The sequence below is a fragment of the Citrobacter sp. Marseille-Q6884 genome, assembly GCF_945906775.1.
Taxonomy (GTDB): domain Bacteria; phylum Pseudomonadota; class Gammaproteobacteria; order Enterobacterales; family Enterobacteriaceae; genus Citrobacter.
The window spans coordinates 2,470,116-2,485,848 of sequence record NZ_CAMDRE010000001.1 but is presented as its reverse complement, the minus strand read 5'-3'; the positions used below and the strand labels follow the sequence as shown (position 1 = coordinate 2,485,848).

Sequence of the window (15,733 nt, the reverse complement as noted above, 5' to 3'; positions counted from 1 at the left end):
GCCATACATAATCATTTATACCAGCTGCTGCCCAAGAAATGCGGCATTTTGTTTACGGTTCATCATGGCATGATTCAGCAATACTCCACCGCACGCCACCATTCCGCCCAGTAACATCGCCAGAATAACGATCATGGATTTCGCGGGTCCGTCTTTTTTCACCGGCAATGACGGTGAAAGTTGATATTTAAACGGCGTAAACTTCACGTCATTCACATTCAGCGCTAACAGCTGGTCAACGTGATATTGGCGGTTACGTAATTCACCGTTAATTTCTGCAACATCTGTTACCGATTTTTCGATTTCTAATTTACGCGTGATACCATCCGCGCCCAGTGAAATAGAGAAATCAGGGTCATCTTTGACCGCCTGACCATTGCTGTAAACCGGCTTTTTAATGCCAGCGGCATTCGCAATTTCCAGCGAATAATTGAGACGCTGAATATTTGCTTCCAACTGATTTTTGAGTCTGACCCGGTCCATCTCCAGTCTTTCTTTCTCATAGCTGGTTTTGATCGCCAGTTTATTACGAATATCCTGCAGCGTTTCTTTCACAACAAGATCAGAAATATACTGGATATAGCCGGCCAGCACAGCCTGCGCTTCTTCTGGCAGGGGCGCAGTGAAACTCAGCGTCCACGCGGTATACAACGAGGTCTCATTCTTCTTATCACGGTTACTGTCAACGGCCGTCATTTTCTCGCCGAGTCTGACAATCGCCCGGTGAAGTTCCATTTCGTCGATTTCAGCACCTTTCAGTTGATCCATCACATACGGTGAAGAACGCAGATACTCTTCCAGGAGCGAAGGCGACTGGAATTTTTTGATAAACAGGTTAAACACATCACCACGATTTACGCTAATGTCCATGTCCAGCACGCGTAATTTGGTTAGCGTATTCTCAAGACCCTGCCACTGAATAGGTTCGGCAGGCGTCACGATGGCCTGGCTGGTCCATTTTTGTGGAAGCAGGAAAGAGACCAGAATACCCACACAGGCAAAAGCAAAAACGGTCGCAATAATTTTCGTCCTGGCTCGCCATAAAATCTCGATCAGGTTTACTAAATCAATTTCATTTCCATTTACCGTTGCGGGCGGATAAGCAGTGAATTCTGAATCTTTATCTTGCTTGATATTGAGTGATGACATGTCGTGTAACCTGAAATCTTTGCCAAAAGAAAAGTACTTCCGTGGGCGAAGTTTAACAGTTAGTCAGAATTATCCGAAACACTCTTTACACACGAACCCCTACCAAATGTAATATTAGGAATTTGTCACCTTTCAGCTTATGTAAGTAGAGATAAAAACAAACAAACTCATAACATATCATTTACATTATGAGTTTGTTGAAATATCGCTATTACACGATTGCTTCTTTTAGTGTTTATTGATCAGGGTATTTATCACAGGCCCTATCTTTTCAAATACGGCTGGCGAAATAATCTCTACGTGCGCACAATCCTGTCGATAAATGTCCAGGCTGGCTATCCACCCAGACCAACTGCTCTCTGGGCTGAGGCCTTCCGGCAACGTGCGTTCAGCGACAAAAAGTGTGGCATGACCATCAAACGGCACGCTGTGCGCTGTCGTTAACAGACGAACCGCATCGGCGTAGTTGCCTTCAATCGTGCTGAACAGCTCTCCGGACGTATTCCCCTGCTGGGCAGCCAGAAACGCCTCACGTTCACGGTCAATTTCCGCCAGTACCGCAGGATCAAGACCGTTTGCCTCTTTTTCCGCCCAGTTCTGCGTTTCCGGCGGCCAGGTATCCAGCAGCCCGAGGAAAGCGACCGTTTCACCGCGGGCGCGTAGCCGTGCGGCAATACCCTGCGCCAGCGTCCCGCCCAACGAATAGCCTAATAAATAGTACGGACCCTGAGGCTGCTCGCGAAGCAACGTTGCCAGGTGATGCTCACAGACCTCGTCCAGATTTTGTGCCGTCTGCATCGGCCCATCCGGACGCGGAGACTGAATCCCGGTAATGGACCATTCTGCCGAGAGGTAACGGGAGAGGACGCTAAACTGCCAGGCAAAACCGGACGCCGGGTGGAAACAGAATAACGTTGGACCATGGCTTTTACGCAGGGACAGCAGCGTTTCAAAGCCCAGACGTTGTGACTGATTATCTTCTGCCGCGTCCAGCAGTGCGCTCAGTTCCGCGACGGTTGAGGCCACCATCACCTGCCCCGGCGTTACCTGGCGATCGCCTGTGCGGCTCAGTTGCGCCGCCAGCTTCATCGCCAGCAGCGAATGTCCACCTAGCGCAAAGAAATCCGCCTCGGCATTGTTCACCTCGCAACCCAGCAGATCAGAAAACGCCTGCGCTATCGTGCTCTCCATACCCGGACGTGGAGCCCTACCTTTCGTCGAAGGCGTCAGTTTCGGCATCGGCAGGGCTTTTCGATCCAGCTTACCGTTCGCGCTAAGCGGCAATTCCGCCAGTTGCAATAGCACAGTCGGTACCATATGCGACGGCAGTTTTTCGCGCAAACTGTCGCGTAATGCCGATGTATCCAGCGGCAGGCCTGACTGCGAGACCAGGTACCCCACCAGTTGTCGCGCATCGCCGCCCGTTGCCGCCGCCTGATTGAACACGCAGGCATGCGCCACGGCATGTTCAACATCAGGCAGCATCTGCATCACCCTGTCAATCTCGCCCAGCTCAATACGCTGTCCGCGGATTTTGAGCTGGTCATCGCTACGCCCAAGATATTCCACCGCGCCCGATTCCAGCCAGCGCGCCACATCGCCGGTGCGGTACATGCGTTCGCCCGGTACAAACGGATCGGCAATAAAACGACTCGCCGTCAGATCCGGTCGACCCAGATACCCCTGCGCCAGTTGGATCCCCGTCAGGTAGAGATCTCCGGCAACCCCAATGGGTACCGGGCGCATCATGGCGTCGAGGATCCGCAGGCCAGTGTTCCAGACCGGATAACCAATCGGCACGCTGTTGCCGGTCACTGCAGCAAGGTCGTCTCCCCAGGCTGGATACCAGCTCACATCCACCGCCGCTTCAGTTGGCCCGTACAAATTGTGCAGCGGAACCTGAGTCAGTTGTTCCCACTCGCGACACAACTCTCCCGGCAGGGCTTCACCGCTACAAAATACCTGTTTCAGCGTCGCACAGCTTTCCCGCGCCGTTTCTGGCGTCAGCGAAGCGACAAACGCCGCCAGCATCGACGGCACAAAGTGAGTGGTCGTCACGCCTGAGCGCGCAAAGAACTGCTGCATCGCGAGCGGGTCGCGGTGTGCTTCAGGCTCCGCCATCACCAGTTTTGCCCCCGCAATAAACGGCCAGAAAAACTCCCACACCGAGACATCAAAACTGCACGGCGTTTTTTGCGCCACCACATCTTCTGCGGTAAGCGGGTAGTGGTTTTGCATCCACAACAGGCGGTTAACGATGGCTGTCTGCCCGACCATCACCCCCTTAGGCCGCCCCGTCGAACCGGAGGTAAAAATAATATATGCCGTATGATTGGGTCGTGATAACGCTAACGCGGTGATATCTCGTCCTTGTAGCGGCGCGTTATAGCACAGGCTTTCCAGCCCGGGGATGTCACTAAAGCGGGTTAACTGTTCATCGGTCGTCAACAGCAGCGTGGGCCGCGCATCTTCCAGCATCATCCGCAGACGATCGTCCGGGTATCCGGTATCCAGCGGCAGCCAGGCGGCGCCCGCTTCGACAATCGCATGCAGCGCCAGCGTCAGGAAAACGGAGCGTGGTAAGGCCACGGCAACGCTATCACCTGGCTGCACGCCGTGTTCACGTAGCACCTTCGCCAGTGCGACCACCTGTTCGCGCATCTCACGGTAGCTGAACTGATAGCGGGCATCCGCCAGTGCGGGCGCATCCGGTGTTTTATCGGCCTGATTCGCCACCAGCGCACTGAGCGTGGTGGACGGGATCGTCACCGCCGTATCATTTATCTTCGTCAGTTGTTCATACTCTGAAGAAAGCAGCATCCCGGCATCACCACAGCGCAGCGACGGGTTATTCGCAAACTGGTCGATAAGCTGTGTTAAACGTTCGGCATGCTGTGCCAGCGTGGCTTCATCATAGCGTTGTTTATTGGCCAGCATTTCAATGCTCAGGCCACCTTGCTCATCCGGGAAGAGCGCCAGTTCGAGATCGTTAACCGGTCCTGTCGCCAGCGTATGCGTCTGTGCCTGCAGGCCAGGCATATCCAACTGGTAGTCAAAAATCTTCACGTTCAGCACGGGGCCAAACAGCGGTTCCTCACCGGCTGCGCGCCCGCCATCCCGGACAATTTGTTCCGCATCATAGCGCTGATGTCGGCGCATTTTCTTTAACTGTCCGGCAAGACGTTTTGCCAGGGCGGGCAGAGTTTCTGCCGCATCAAGGCTTACGCCGAATGGCAGCACATTCAATACCGGCCCGGTCGCTGTTAATGCTGCCGAGCCCATGCGACGCATAAAGATAAACCCGGCGGCATAATCCGTTCGGCTGCACAAACGTCCCAGCCATAATGTGACCAACGCCAGGGCTAAATCTGCAGGTTGAACGTCAGGCAGACGCGCGGCAAGCTGGCGAAAAGCGCCATCTGGCGCGGACAACGTCATGCGAATCACATCCGCGCTGGTCGCCCTGCCCGGCAACGGTTTACCGGACAGCGACGCCGGGGGCGGTAATTGTCGCCGCTGCCCGGCCCAGAAAGCCCCGTCACGCTGATACGCATCGCTTTGTCGATACTGCTGATACTCTTCAACCACCTCGGCAAAGGGGGTAAACGGTGAATCAGGCGCAGGTTCGTCACGCAACCACGCGCGATAGATGGCGGCTATATGGCGGGTAATTGCCGGGAAACTGAAGCCATCCACCAGCAAATGGTGATAACGTTGATACCAGTACCAGCGGTTATCCCCGACCTGAATGAGCAGATGAAAAACCAGCGGTTTCTCACCATCAGCGCGAATATCTTGTTGCAGGTCGCTTTGCATTAACGCATATGCCGCCTCATGCGGACTGGCATTTTCACGCAGATCAATAACTTCAGGTTCGGCAAAAGTCAGTGCAGGATCAACCCACTGCCAGACGTCGCCGTTGTCTTCGGTAAACCGCATGCGCAGCGTATCGGCATGCGACTGCCCCGCCACAATGGCTTTCGCCAGCAGCGGCGCGTTCAATTCTCCGGTTAATTCGACATAGTGCGCGACACTCCACGCTGAGGGCAATGTGGAGAGTTTTTCTGCCATCCAGATGCCCGGCTGAGCCGCGACTAAGGGTAAACGCTGAGTCATTCTGCCTCCCGTGCATTGGCATAATTTGCAGGTGTCAGCGTCGTCCAGTGCGCCTCCAGCCAGTGTTGACAGGCTTCCTGCGATTGCGGTTCACACACAACTGTCCAGCCATCAGGAAGTGAGCACTGTTGCGGCCAAAGGCTGTACTGGCGTTGCGGATTTTGCAGAATGTAAAACTGTCCCTGCGGGTTATCGAAGGGGTTACTGAATTCCATACTCAACTCCTGTCGTGGAACATCGTCCGGTTAAATCGTGTCGGTAAGCGGTTGCCAGAGCGTTATCAGTCCCTGCATCAATCCGCCGCGCCAGCAAAGCGCATCGTGCCCCCCCTCAACCTGACGCCAGAAAATCGACTGCGGTGCAGAGGGTAACCGGTCGAAAAGCGCCTGATTTGCGCGAAAGATAATCGGCTCGCGGGTCCCGGCTTCCAGAACAATGCGCAGCCCCCGGGCGTCCAGCGTTCCCGCCTTTAATTGTTCAATAATCACCCCATCCTGGTGCCCTCCACGGTGCGGCCACCAGTACGAACCGGACTGGCTGAGCACGCAGCCAAAACGTTCAGGCCAGTTCAACCCGGCATACAACGAAGCTAATCCGCCAAAACTTTGTCCGGCCACAACGGTACGCTGCGGATCATCGCTGAACGCAGTGGTGGTCTTCACCAGAGGCAGTAACTCTTGCTGTACCGCCAGCCAGAAATCTGCATTACAGGGCAGTTCATGGCTGCGATGGGGGGTATCGATGGCATCGATCAGGAGGTAGACGGCGGCAGGCAGCTGCTTACGGTGCGTGAGTGAGGTCAGTGCTGGCCAGACGGGCATGCTCTGCGCCCAAAACTGTCCGTCCAGCAGGATCGCAAGCGGACGCTCTTCAGGCCGCGCTTCACCGGTGGTAAAAACCCACACACGCCGCGAGTTGCCCAGCCGCTCGCTGCGCCATTGCAGGCATCGGGCCGGTGAATCAGGATGTTCTGGATGATCCCAGCCGGGCTGTACGGGCGCATCCGGCATTTCCAGCGCCGAAACGCCATGGCCACGCCCGCCTTGCCAGCTTTGCGGGTTGAGGGGGTCGGCGATTGCCTGCGGCAATAATTGCCGCCAGCCTTCCCGCAACGCCGATCTGTCCGGTGTTTCTCCCTCCACCCACGACGCAAAAATGTCGTCTCGTTCAGAGGGGATAAAACAATAGCTACCGCGCCAGTGCGCGCTAATGGTCATCGTCCAGCACCAAACATTCGTTCCATCAATGCGCCGCATTGACTGGGGTACCGCATTTTGATGGTGGTCAGTCACGCCGGTAATGTAGACCCACACATGACGAATCGGAGACTCTTTTTCCGTTCCCTGCGGGTCGCGCCACCAAAAGGTCACACGGTAATCGCCGTTGTCCTCACGCCCCCATTCCGGGCCATTTTTGGACCGCCACCACGCCTCGCTTCCCATCATTAACGCCGCCACAACCATAACCCCATGTTTATTGTGAATTTTTATAATAAAGCGTGAAATATATTGATAATATTATTGATAACTATTTGCATTTGCAATAGCGTATTGTCGCGCTGTGGGAAGCGCGCACAGTATTTCACCACTTATAAACCGACCTGGCGCTGCGTACTTTTTCTGGACGAAGGGTTTACGTAGATGCGGGCGACATCAGGCCTGGTGCTTTATCTCTTCAGGGGTATGGCACGTTGGCACTCGTGGCTAAAAGAACAGCAGGACATACAATGAACAACAAGATTCATTCACTGGCCTTATTGGTCAATTTAGGGATTTACGGGGTAGCGCTGCCAGCAATGGCAGAAGATAAAACCGATAGCGTCACAGCTTCTCATGAAGACACCATTGTCGTCACCGCCGCCCAGCAAAACCTGCAGGCGCCGGGGGTTTCAACCATTACCGCCGATGAAATCCGTAAAAACCCTCCCGCTCGTGATGTCTCTGAAATCATCCGAACCATGCCTGGCGTTAACCTGACCGGTAACTCAACCAGCGGTCAGCGTGGTAACAACCGCCAGATCGATATTCGCGGCATGGGACCAGAAAACACCCTGATTCTGATCGACGGCAAACCCGTCACCAGCCGTAACTCTGTACGTCAGGGCTGGCGTGGCGAGCGCGATACCCGCGGCGATACCGCCTGGGTCCCACCGGAAATGATTGAACGCATTGAAGTCCTGCGTGGTCCTGCCGCTGCACGTTACGGCAACGGCGCGGCGGGTGGCGTGGTGAATATCATCACCAAAAAAGGCAGCGGCGAGTGGCACGGTTCATGGGATACCTATTTCAACGCCCCGGAACACAAAGACGAAGGTTCAACCAAACGCACCAACTTCAGTCTGAATGGCCCAATGGGCGGAGATTTCAGCTTCCGTCTGTACGGTAATCTCGATAAAACCCAGGCGGACGCATGGGATATCAACCAGGGTCATCAGTCTGAACGTACCGGTACTTACGCCAACACCTTACCGGCTGGTCGCGAAGGGGTAATCAACAAAGATATCAACGGCGTTGTGCGTTGGGATTTCGCCCCACTTCAGTCACTGGAACTGGAAGCCGGTTATAGCCGCCAGGGCAACCTGTATGCGGGTGACACCCAAAACACCAACACCAACCAGTTGGTGAAGGATAACTATGGTAAAGAGACCAACCGTCTCTATCGCCAAAATTACTCCCTGACCTGGAACGGCGGCTGGGATAACGGCGTCACCACCAGCAACTGGGTGCAATATGAACATACACGTAACTCCCGCACACCAGAGGGGCTGGCTGGGGGTACGGAAGGTATTTTTGATCCCAACGCATCACAAAAATATGTTGATGCCGATCTGAATGACGTCATGCTGCATAGTGAAGTCAGCATCCCGTTAGATCTGTTGGTTAACCAAAACCTGACGCTGGGTACCGAATGGAACCAGCAGCGCATGAAGGACATGCTGTCCAACTCGCAAACCTTTATGGGCGGCGACATTCCGGGCTCCAGCAGCACCAATCGTAGCCCGTACTCCGACGCCGAGATCTTCTCCCTGTTTGCTGAAAACAACATGGAGTTGACTGACAGCACCATGCTGACGCCGGGACTGCGTTTCGACCACCACAGCATCGTGGGCGACAACTGGAGTCCTTCTCTGAACCTGTCACAAGGTCTGGGTGATGACTTTACCCTGAAGATGGGTATTGCGCGGGCGTACAAAGCACCGAGCCTGTACCAACTGAACCCGAACTATATTCTGTACAGTAAAGGTCAGGGGTGCTATGCCACCGGTGCAGCGACCGGCATTGGTTGCTACATGATGGGCAACGATGACCTGAAAGCGGAAACCAGTATCAACAAAGAGATTGGTCTGGAGTTCAAACGTGACGGCTGGCTGGCAGGGGTGACCTGGTTCCGCAACGATTATCGCAACAAGATCGAAGCGGGCACTGTGCCATTCGACAGAACGTCGATCACCAACAAAGGGAAGACAACATACACTGACATCTATCAGTGGGAAAATATTCCAAAAGCGGTAGTGGAAGGTCTGGAAGGCACGTTGAACGTACCGGTTAGCGAAACGGTTAACTGGACAAACAACATTACTTACATGCTGCAAAGCAAGAATAAAGAGACCGGCGAGCGTCTGTCGATTATTCCTGAATACACGCTGAACTCCACCTTAAGCTGGCAGGCGCGCGAAGATTTGTCTTTGCAGTCCACCTTCACCTGGTACGGCAAACAACAGCCGAAGAAATACGATTACCAGGGTAAACCGGTTACCGGTAGCTCCGCACAAGAAGTCAGTCCGTACAGTATTGTCGGTTTGAGCGCGACCTGGGATATGACGAAAAACGTCAGCCTGACCGGTGGCGTGGATAACGTCTTTGACAAGCGTCTGTGGCGTGAAGGTAACGCCCAAACTACGGGCAGCATAACCGATGTTTCTTATATGGCGGGCGCAGGCGCGTACACCTATAACGAACCGGGCCGTACGTGGTACATGAGCGTTAGCACTCGCTTCTGATGATAATGTGTTCCCTCTCCTCGACAAAGGAGAGGGAATTCGTGAACAAGCATGCGCACAACTCACACCCTGCTCCCCTTCGCAGATCATACGCTGCATGTTGTCGAGTTCGAACCCGACAGCTTTCACGAGCACGATCTGCTCTGGCTCCCCCACCACGCGCAGCTCACGTCTGCCGGACGTAAGCGCAAAATGGAACACTTAGCGGGACGCATTGCCGCAGTACATGCCCTGCGCGAACACGGCGATAAAACCGTGCCCGGTATCGGTAAACAGCGTCAGCCTTTATGGCCGCACGGGATGTTTGGCAGCATCAGTCATAGCGCATCTACGGCACTGGCCGTGGTCTCGGACCGCCCCATTGGGCTGGACATAGAAGCTATTTTTGCGCCGCAGACAGCAACTGAGCTGGAAAGCAGTATTGTCTCTAATACAGAAAAAATGAGGCTGACAAATAGCGGACTACCCTTTGAACAGGCACTCACGCTGGCGTTTTCCGCCAAAGAGAGCATATACAAAGCCTTCTACGCGCAAACAACTGCATTACCGGGGTTTGCCAGCGCTCACATCACGGCGCTCACCACGACGCAGTTAACCTTGCGAATCCTGCCCGCATTTTCAGTAAACCTCGCCGGGCAGGACGTCTGCGTGCACTGGCGCCAGCGCGATAAAAACATCATTACCCTGTGTACGGGCTTCCCGCCAGGGGAGCGATATTAAGCGACTGGTGAATCCCAGCCAGACAAATGGCTTCAGTCGTCGCTCACCCTTCCACCGACAAGGCATGCCGCCAGTGTTTTTCGCTGCTGCCCTTTTTCATCAAAATTTTCCGGTGCCAGCCAGCGCTGCAAAACGGCGTCGCGCTGCGGCCATTCGTCGTCAATCATTGATAACCAGTCGCTGTCACGGTTACGGCCCTTACGCACCATTTTCTGCCGAAAACGCCCTTCATGGACGAATCCTAAACGTTCCGCCGCCCGTCGTGACGCCTCGTTCAGCGAGTCGCATTTCCACTCCACGCGGCGATATCCGAGGCAAAACGCCTGACGCAGCAGCAACCAGACCGTTTCTGTACCGAGGACCGTATTTTTCATGCGTGGCGACCAGGTCACATGGCCAATTTCGACCGATCCGTTTACCGCGTCTATCGCCATGAAGCTTACCAATCCCACGGCACGCTCGGAGCGCTGATCAATGACGGCATAAGGCACCAAAGAAGCATCGGCGGCTTTTCCCGTAACCCAGCGCGCAGCTGCTTCCACGCTGGTCGGTCGCTCACTGGCAAGCCAGGTCCAGTCGCGATCATCGGGTGCTTGTGCATAGGCATCAAACAGATCGGCGGCGTGGCTGTCAGCGTCGAGAGGCACTAAACGGCAATAACGCCCTTCGAGCACAGCCCGGGGCAATACTGACGCCCCCTTCCAGTCCGGCAAGGCATCGCCTACCGTCTGCCCATAAACATTTATTTCTGGCACAGCTACCCCTGTCGCGAAAGCAAAAAAGAGTTATAGCACCCGTCGTTTTGCGCTCAAAGCGCAAGTCAGGAATTTCTGACACCACACAGAAAAATGCCACGGCTTCTATACTGATGAGAAATCAACGTTGAAGGGAATACTATGTCGCTACCCGATTTTCATGTTTCTGAACCCTTTACGTTAGGCATTGAACTCGAAATGCAGGTGATCAATCCGCCTGGCTACGATCTCAGCCAGGACTCTTCCCAATTGATTGACGCCGTTAAACCCCAGTTGACCGCCGGCGAAGTGAAGCACGATATCACCGAAAGTATGCTGGAGATGGCCACCGGGATTTGCCGCAATATTGATCAGGCAGCGGCGCAGTTTTCCGCCATGCAGCAAATCATTCTGCGAGCGGTCGATGAGTTTCACCTCGAAATTTGCGGCGGCGGCACGCATCCTTTCCAGAAATGGCAGCGCCAGGAAGTGTGCGATGACGAACGTTATCGACGTAACCTGGAAAATTTTGGTTATCTCATTCAGCAGGCGACAGTATTCGGCCAACATGTGCATGTCGGCTGCGCCAACGGCGACGACGCGATTTATCTTCTGCATGGCCTGTCACGATTTGTTCCCCATTTTATTGCCCTCTCCGCCGCCTCGCCGTATATCCAGGAATCCGACACACGCTTTGCCTGCGCACGCCTCAATATTTTCTCCGGCTTCCCTGATAACGGTCCAATGCCGTGGGTTAAAAACTGGCAAGAATTTGAGGGATTATTTCGCCGCCTGGCGTGGACGAGCATGATAGACAGCATTAAAGATCTCCACTGGGATATCCGCCCCAGCCCACACTTCGGCACAGTAGAAGTCCGGGTGATGGATACTCCGCTAACGCTTGACCATGCGGTCAACATCGCCGGACTCATTCAGGCGACAGCTCATTGGCTGTTAACCGAGCGTCCGTTCAAGCACCAGGAGCAGGATAACCTGCTGTACAAATTTAACCGTTTTCAGGCCTGCCGCTTTGGTATGGATGGAGTATTAACTGACGTGAATACTGGCGATCACACGTGTATTGCGGATGACACGCTGCGGCTGCTGGAAAAGGTCGCCGCTTCGGCAAATAAGGTAGGAGCTGCCAGCGCGATTGAAGCGTTACACAGGCAGGTAAAAAATGGCTGTAATGAGGCGCAACGGATGCGGGATTTCGTCGCACAAGGCGGCTCACTGAGCGGTCTGGTGAAGAAACATTGTGAGATTTGGGCGGGGCAATAAGCGGGGGTTTGCGTTAGCGGCAGATATCCCGGACAATGGTTTTTTAACTCAAGTTTAACAATGTGATGAAACACCCACTTGAATCGCTGATGACCGCTGCCGGTATCCTGCTCATGGCATTTCTTTCTTGCCTGCTGTTGCCTGCGCCTTCGCTTGGCCTGGTGCTGGCGCAAAAGTTAGTCGCCGTCTTTCATTTAATGGATCTTAACCAGTTTTATACGTTGCTGTTCTGCCTGTGGTTCTTATTGCTCGGCGTGATTGAGTATTTTGTTCTGCGCTTCATCTGGCGACGCTGGTTCTCGCTGGCGTAACCCCGCGAGAACCGGTGCGTTGTTAATGGGCGCGACTGTGATTTTCTTTGCGATACGCGCCAGGTGGCTGGCTAAACGTGCGGGTGAAAATACGCGTAAAGGTCTGTTGCGAATCAAAGCCATACTTCAGGCAGATATCGTACACCTTCTGATCCGTATCACGTAAATCACGCGCCGCCAGTAACAACTTACGCTCGCGGATATAACGCCCGAGGCTTTCGCCTTTGTATTGCATAAAAAGACGTTGCAGATGCCATTTTGAGTATCCCGCATGGCGTGCAATGTCATCAATGCGCAACGGTTGATTTAAATTATCATCGATCCATTCAACTATCGTATCGATAACCTGAGCAGAAATCGTCATCATGCTCTCCCTTCTGTTCATTGAGTCACTTGCTGCCACCAGACCGTAAACGACTGGTCCGGTTCAGACAGTGTGACCACCTCGCCCAACATGGGCGTCAGCAGTCGGTAATCTTTATGGCGACTGGCAAGCGCCAGTCGTTTGTAGGGATCATCCCAGGTGTGTTTGGCCAGGACGAAGCGACCGGCATGTCCCGGTAAGACAGCCTTCGCATGGAGATCTGCAGCCGCCTGCGCGGTCTCTTCAGGCATCATGTGAATAAACTTCCAGTCCTGGTCATATTGACCGTTTTCCATGATGGCCAAATCGACCGAACCAAACTGCTCGCCAATCGCTTTGAAATGGGGGCCATAGCCAGAATCGCCGCTGTAATAGACCTTCTGCTCCGGTGTTTCAAACATAAAGCTGGCCCACAGCGTTTGATTACGCTTGATCCCCCTACCCGAAAAATGCCGTGCCGGGAGTACGTGAACGATGAGCGAATCCGTGACTTTGATGGACTGGTTCCAGTCTCGCTCCTCAATAATGTCGCTGTTCATCCCCCAGTAACGCAGATGCGATCCGACACCCAGTGGCGTAATCACCCGCTTGATCTTTGGCATTAACGCCTTGATGGTGGCCAGATCCAGATGGTCATAGTGATCGTGCGAGATGATCAGCAAATCGATCTCCGGCATGTTCTGCGCCGTCCACGGATAATCTCCGGCAAAGGCTTTGTTCAAAAACGAAAACGGCGCAGCGTAGTTGCTGAATACCGGATCGATCAGGATACGTTTACCCGCCAGCTGCAAATACCAGGAGGAGTGCCCCAGCCAGACCAGCGTGTCCTGCTCTGGTAATAAACGGGCCAGATCGGTCGCTACCAGCGGTAACGGTTGAGCGGGACGCGCATTTTCCCGTTTAGCGACCAGGAACTCCCACCATGCCGCCAACATACTTTTGTTGCCGGTATAGCCCGGTGTTGGCACCAGGTTATGAAACTGTCCATCACGATAGTGTGGCGACTGTTCAACCTGACTCAGTTGAGCCCCTTGCGGCGCCTGACCAAATCCGGCATTGAGTACAAACGGTAAACTTGCAGCAGCGGCAATGAGCATAATGACAACCACACAAACTGTGAGACGCTTCATATCCTGACCTTAAACGCGCCTCCTTTCCGTGGGTTTGCGCGACTGACTCTTGATTATGAGTGAGTAAGCACTCATTATAGAAATCGAAAGTGGGTCGTCAAGATGATTTTCAATCTTTGACATTCGCCGTTGCGGCGCAGCAAAGGCCGTGATTCAATCGTGTTTTTTACAGACTTAAGGGTAAAGTGTAGTGGCTCGTCCGAAGAGTGAAGACAAAAAATTGGCATTACTGGAAGCTGCAACCACAGCATTTGCGCAATCTGGCATTGCGGCCTCAACTGCCGTCATTGCCCGCAATGCGGGTGTTGCGGAGGGAACGTTGTTCCGCTATTTCGCGACAAAAGATGAGCTTATTAACGAACTTTACCTCTTTTTAAAGCACGATCTCTGCCAGTCGATGATGGTCAATCTTGATCGCTCAGTGACCGACGCTAAAACCATGACCCATTACATCTGGAACAGCTACATTCGCTGGGGTCTGAATCATACCGCCGGGCATCGTACCATTCGCCAGCTTGCCGTCAGCGAGAAGATCACCAAAGAAACCGAGCAGCAGGCTGACGATATGTTCCCGGAATTACGCGATCTTTGTCATCGTTCGGTACGCGCTGAATTTATGTCCGATGAGTATCGCGCCTTTGGGGACGCACTTTTCCTTTCGCTGGCAGAATCCACCATGGAGTTCGCCGCTCGCGATCCTGCCCACGCGAATGAATACATTTCGATGGGTTTTGAAGCCATGTGGCGCGCCCTCACCCGCGAGGAAAAATAATGGACGGTCAGGCTCTACATACGTGTGCCAAACGGCTTGCGCTTGAACTTCCGTTCACCGAACATTGCTGGCCGTTCGGACCGGAGTACGACGTCTTCAAGGTCGGCGGCAAGATTTTCATGATCCTCTTAGAACAACGCGGACGCCCGATGGTCAACCTGAAGTCAGACCCGCAAAAATCGCTGATAAATCAGGAGATTTACCGCAGTATTGAACCGGGTTATCACATGAATAAAAAGCACTGGATCTCCGTCTATCCGGGTGACGATATAAACGAATCATTACTGGAAGACCTGGTGAACGAGTCGTGGCATCAGGTTGTGAATGGCCTGCCTAAACGGGATCAAAAACGCCTGCGTCCGGCCTGATTTATCGTTAGCGCCGATAAGTGTTTTTGCATTTTTCTGTCTTATCTTTTTTCCGCTAACCCTGTACCCTGCTGAAACAAAAACGCACCCGCAGGGTATGAAAACCACCAGGAGTTTTTATGGATATCATTTCTGTTGCCTTAAAACGCTACTCCACTAAGGCATTCGATCCGACGAAAAAACTGACCGCTGAGCAGGCAGAAAAACTCAAAACGCTGCTGCAGTTCAGTCCGTCCAGCACCAACTCTCAGCCGTGGCATTTCATTGTTGCCAGCACTGACGAAGGCAAAGCGCGCGTTGCAAAATCCGCAGCCGGTGGCTTTGTGTTTAACGAGCGCAAAATGCTTGATGCTTCTCACGTCGTGGTGTTCTGTGCCAAAACCGCCATGGATGATGCATGGCTGGAGCGCGTTGTGGATCAGGAAGAGCGCGATGGCCGTTTTGCGACGCCAGAAGCCAAAGCGGCTAACCACAAAGGACGCACATTCTTTGCTGACATGCACCGCAAAGAACTCAAAGATGACAATCACTGGATGGCAAAACAGGTTTACCTGAACGTCGGTAACTTCCTGCTGGGCGTGGCGGCAATGGGTCTCGATGCCGTGCCGATCGAAGGTTTTGATGCCGCTATTCTCGACGCAGAATTTGGCCTGAAAGAAAAAGGTTTCACCAGTGTCGTTGTTGTCCCGGTGGGTCATCACAGTGTAGAAGACTTCAACGCCGCGCTGCCAAAATCACGCCTGCCGCAGGAAACGACGCTGACGGAAGTCTGACGCTCGAATTTGCAT

The 15,733-nt window shown here is 53.7% G+C and carries 14 protein-coding genes; 7 read left to right on the top strand and 7 right to left on the bottom strand.

What is annotated here, in order from left to right:
- Nucleotides 1-15: 15 nt before the first annotated feature.
- The 4 genes from wzz(fepE) to fes form a co-directional block, all read right to left on the bottom strand.
- Entirely contained in the window at nt 16-1,149 is a 1,134-nt protein-coding gene (gene wzz(fepE) / locus N7268_RS11655) for an LPS O-antigen length regulator Wzz(fepE) (RefSeq protein WP_260863051.1), read from the bottom strand.
- Nucleotides 1,150-1,377: 228 nt separating this feature from the next.
- Nucleotides 1,378-5,265: an enterobactin non-ribosomal peptide synthetase EntF gene (gene entF / locus N7268_RS11650; protein ID WP_260863050.1), complete on the bottom strand. Its 3,888-nt coding sequence runs from the start codon at nt 5,263-5,265 to the stop codon at nt 1,378-1,380.
- Nucleotides 5,262-5,480: an MbtH family protein gene (locus tag N7268_RS11645; protein WP_260863049.1), complete on the bottom strand. Its 219-nt coding sequence runs from the start codon at nt 5,478-5,480 to the stop codon at nt 5,262-5,264. The genes entF and N7268_RS11645 overlap by 4 nt, the downstream gene beginning before the upstream one ends.
- A gap of 30 nt (nt 5,481-5,510) precedes the next feature.
- On the bottom strand, nt 5,511-6,728 hold the full coding sequence (gene fes / locus N7268_RS11640; RefSeq protein WP_260863048.1) for an enterochelin esterase: 1,218 nt from the start codon (nt 6,726-6,728) through the stop codon (nt 5,511-5,513).
- 263 nt (nt 6,729-6,991) lie between these two features.
- Between fes and N7268_RS11635 the strand changes: the two genes are divergently transcribed.
- Nucleotides 6,992-9,265 carry a TonB-dependent siderophore receptor gene (locus tag N7268_RS11635; RefSeq protein WP_260863046.1) on the top strand — a complete coding sequence of 758 codons (2,274 nt, stop codon included), beginning with the start codon at nt 6,992-6,994 and terminating at the stop codon, nt 9,263-9,265.
- A 51-nt stretch (nt 9,266-9,316) separates the two neighbouring features.
- Nucleotides 9,317-9,985, top strand: coding sequence for an enterobactin synthase subunit EntD (gene entD, locus N7268_RS11630; protein WP_260863045.1), 669 nt, complete (start codon nt 9,317-9,319; stop codon nt 9,983-9,985).
- Between the two features lie 32 nt (nt 9,986-10,017).
- Here the strand turns inward: entD and N7268_RS11625 are convergent, their stop codons facing one another.
- A complete protein-coding gene (locus tag N7268_RS11625; RefSeq protein WP_260863044.1) occupies nt 10,018-10,740 on the bottom strand; it encodes a GNAT family N-acetyltransferase in 723 nt (240 codons plus the stop codon).
- Nucleotides 10,741-10,881: 141 nt separating this feature from the next.
- Here N7268_RS11625 and N7268_RS11620 point away from each other — a divergent pair, with 141 nt between their 5' ends.
- Together N7268_RS11620 and N7268_RS11615 are read left to right on the top strand one after the other, a co-directional pair.
- Complete coding sequence (locus tag N7268_RS11620; protein ID WP_260863042.1) at nt 10,882-12,000, top strand: YbdK family carboxylate-amine ligase; 1,119 nt, start codon at nt 10,882-10,884, stop codon at nt 11,998-12,000.
- A 65-nt stretch (nt 12,001-12,065) separates the two neighbouring features.
- On the top strand, nt 12,066-12,311 hold the full coding sequence (locus N7268_RS11615; RefSeq protein ID WP_198905005.1) for a DUF1158 domain-containing protein: 246 nt from the start codon (nt 12,066-12,068) through the stop codon (nt 12,309-12,311).
- A 22-nt stretch (nt 12,312-12,333) separates the two neighbouring features.
- Here N7268_RS11615 and N7268_RS11610 read toward each other — a convergent pair whose 3' ends face one another.
- Nucleotides 12,334-12,675, bottom strand: coding sequence for a RamA family antibiotic efflux transcriptional regulator (locus N7268_RS11610; protein ID WP_151218777.1), 342 nt, complete (start codon nt 12,673-12,675; stop codon nt 12,334-12,336).
- A gap of 17 nt (nt 12,676-12,692) precedes the next feature.
- Entirely contained in the window at nt 12,693-13,805 is a 1,113-nt protein-coding gene (locus tag N7268_RS11605; protein ID WP_260863040.1) for an MBL fold metallo-hydrolase, read from the bottom strand.
- A 190-nt stretch (nt 13,806-13,995) separates the two neighbouring features.
- Here N7268_RS11605 and N7268_RS11600 point away from each other — a divergent pair, with 190 nt between their 5' ends.
- From N7268_RS11600 to nfsB, 3 genes are all read left to right on the top strand, one after another.
- Nucleotides 13,996-14,577 carry a TetR/AcrR family transcriptional regulator gene (locus N7268_RS11600; RefSeq protein WP_260863039.1) on the top strand — a complete coding sequence of 194 codons (582 nt, stop codon included), beginning with the start codon at nt 13,996-13,998 and terminating at the stop codon, nt 14,575-14,577.
- Nucleotides 14,577-14,945: an MmcQ/YjbR family DNA-binding protein gene (locus tag N7268_RS11595; RefSeq protein ID WP_260863038.1), complete on the top strand. Its 369-nt coding sequence runs from the start codon at nt 14,577-14,579 to the stop codon at nt 14,943-14,945. Before N7268_RS11600 ends, N7268_RS11595 begins: the two co-directional genes overlap by 1 nt.
- A gap of 119 nt (nt 14,946-15,064) precedes the next feature.
- Nucleotides 15,065-15,718: an oxygen-insensitive NAD(P)H nitroreductase gene (gene nfsB / locus N7268_RS11590; protein ID WP_260863037.1), complete on the top strand. Its 654-nt coding sequence runs from the start codon at nt 15,065-15,067 to the stop codon at nt 15,716-15,718.
- The last annotated feature ends 15 nt before the right edge of the window (nt 15,719-15,733 follow it).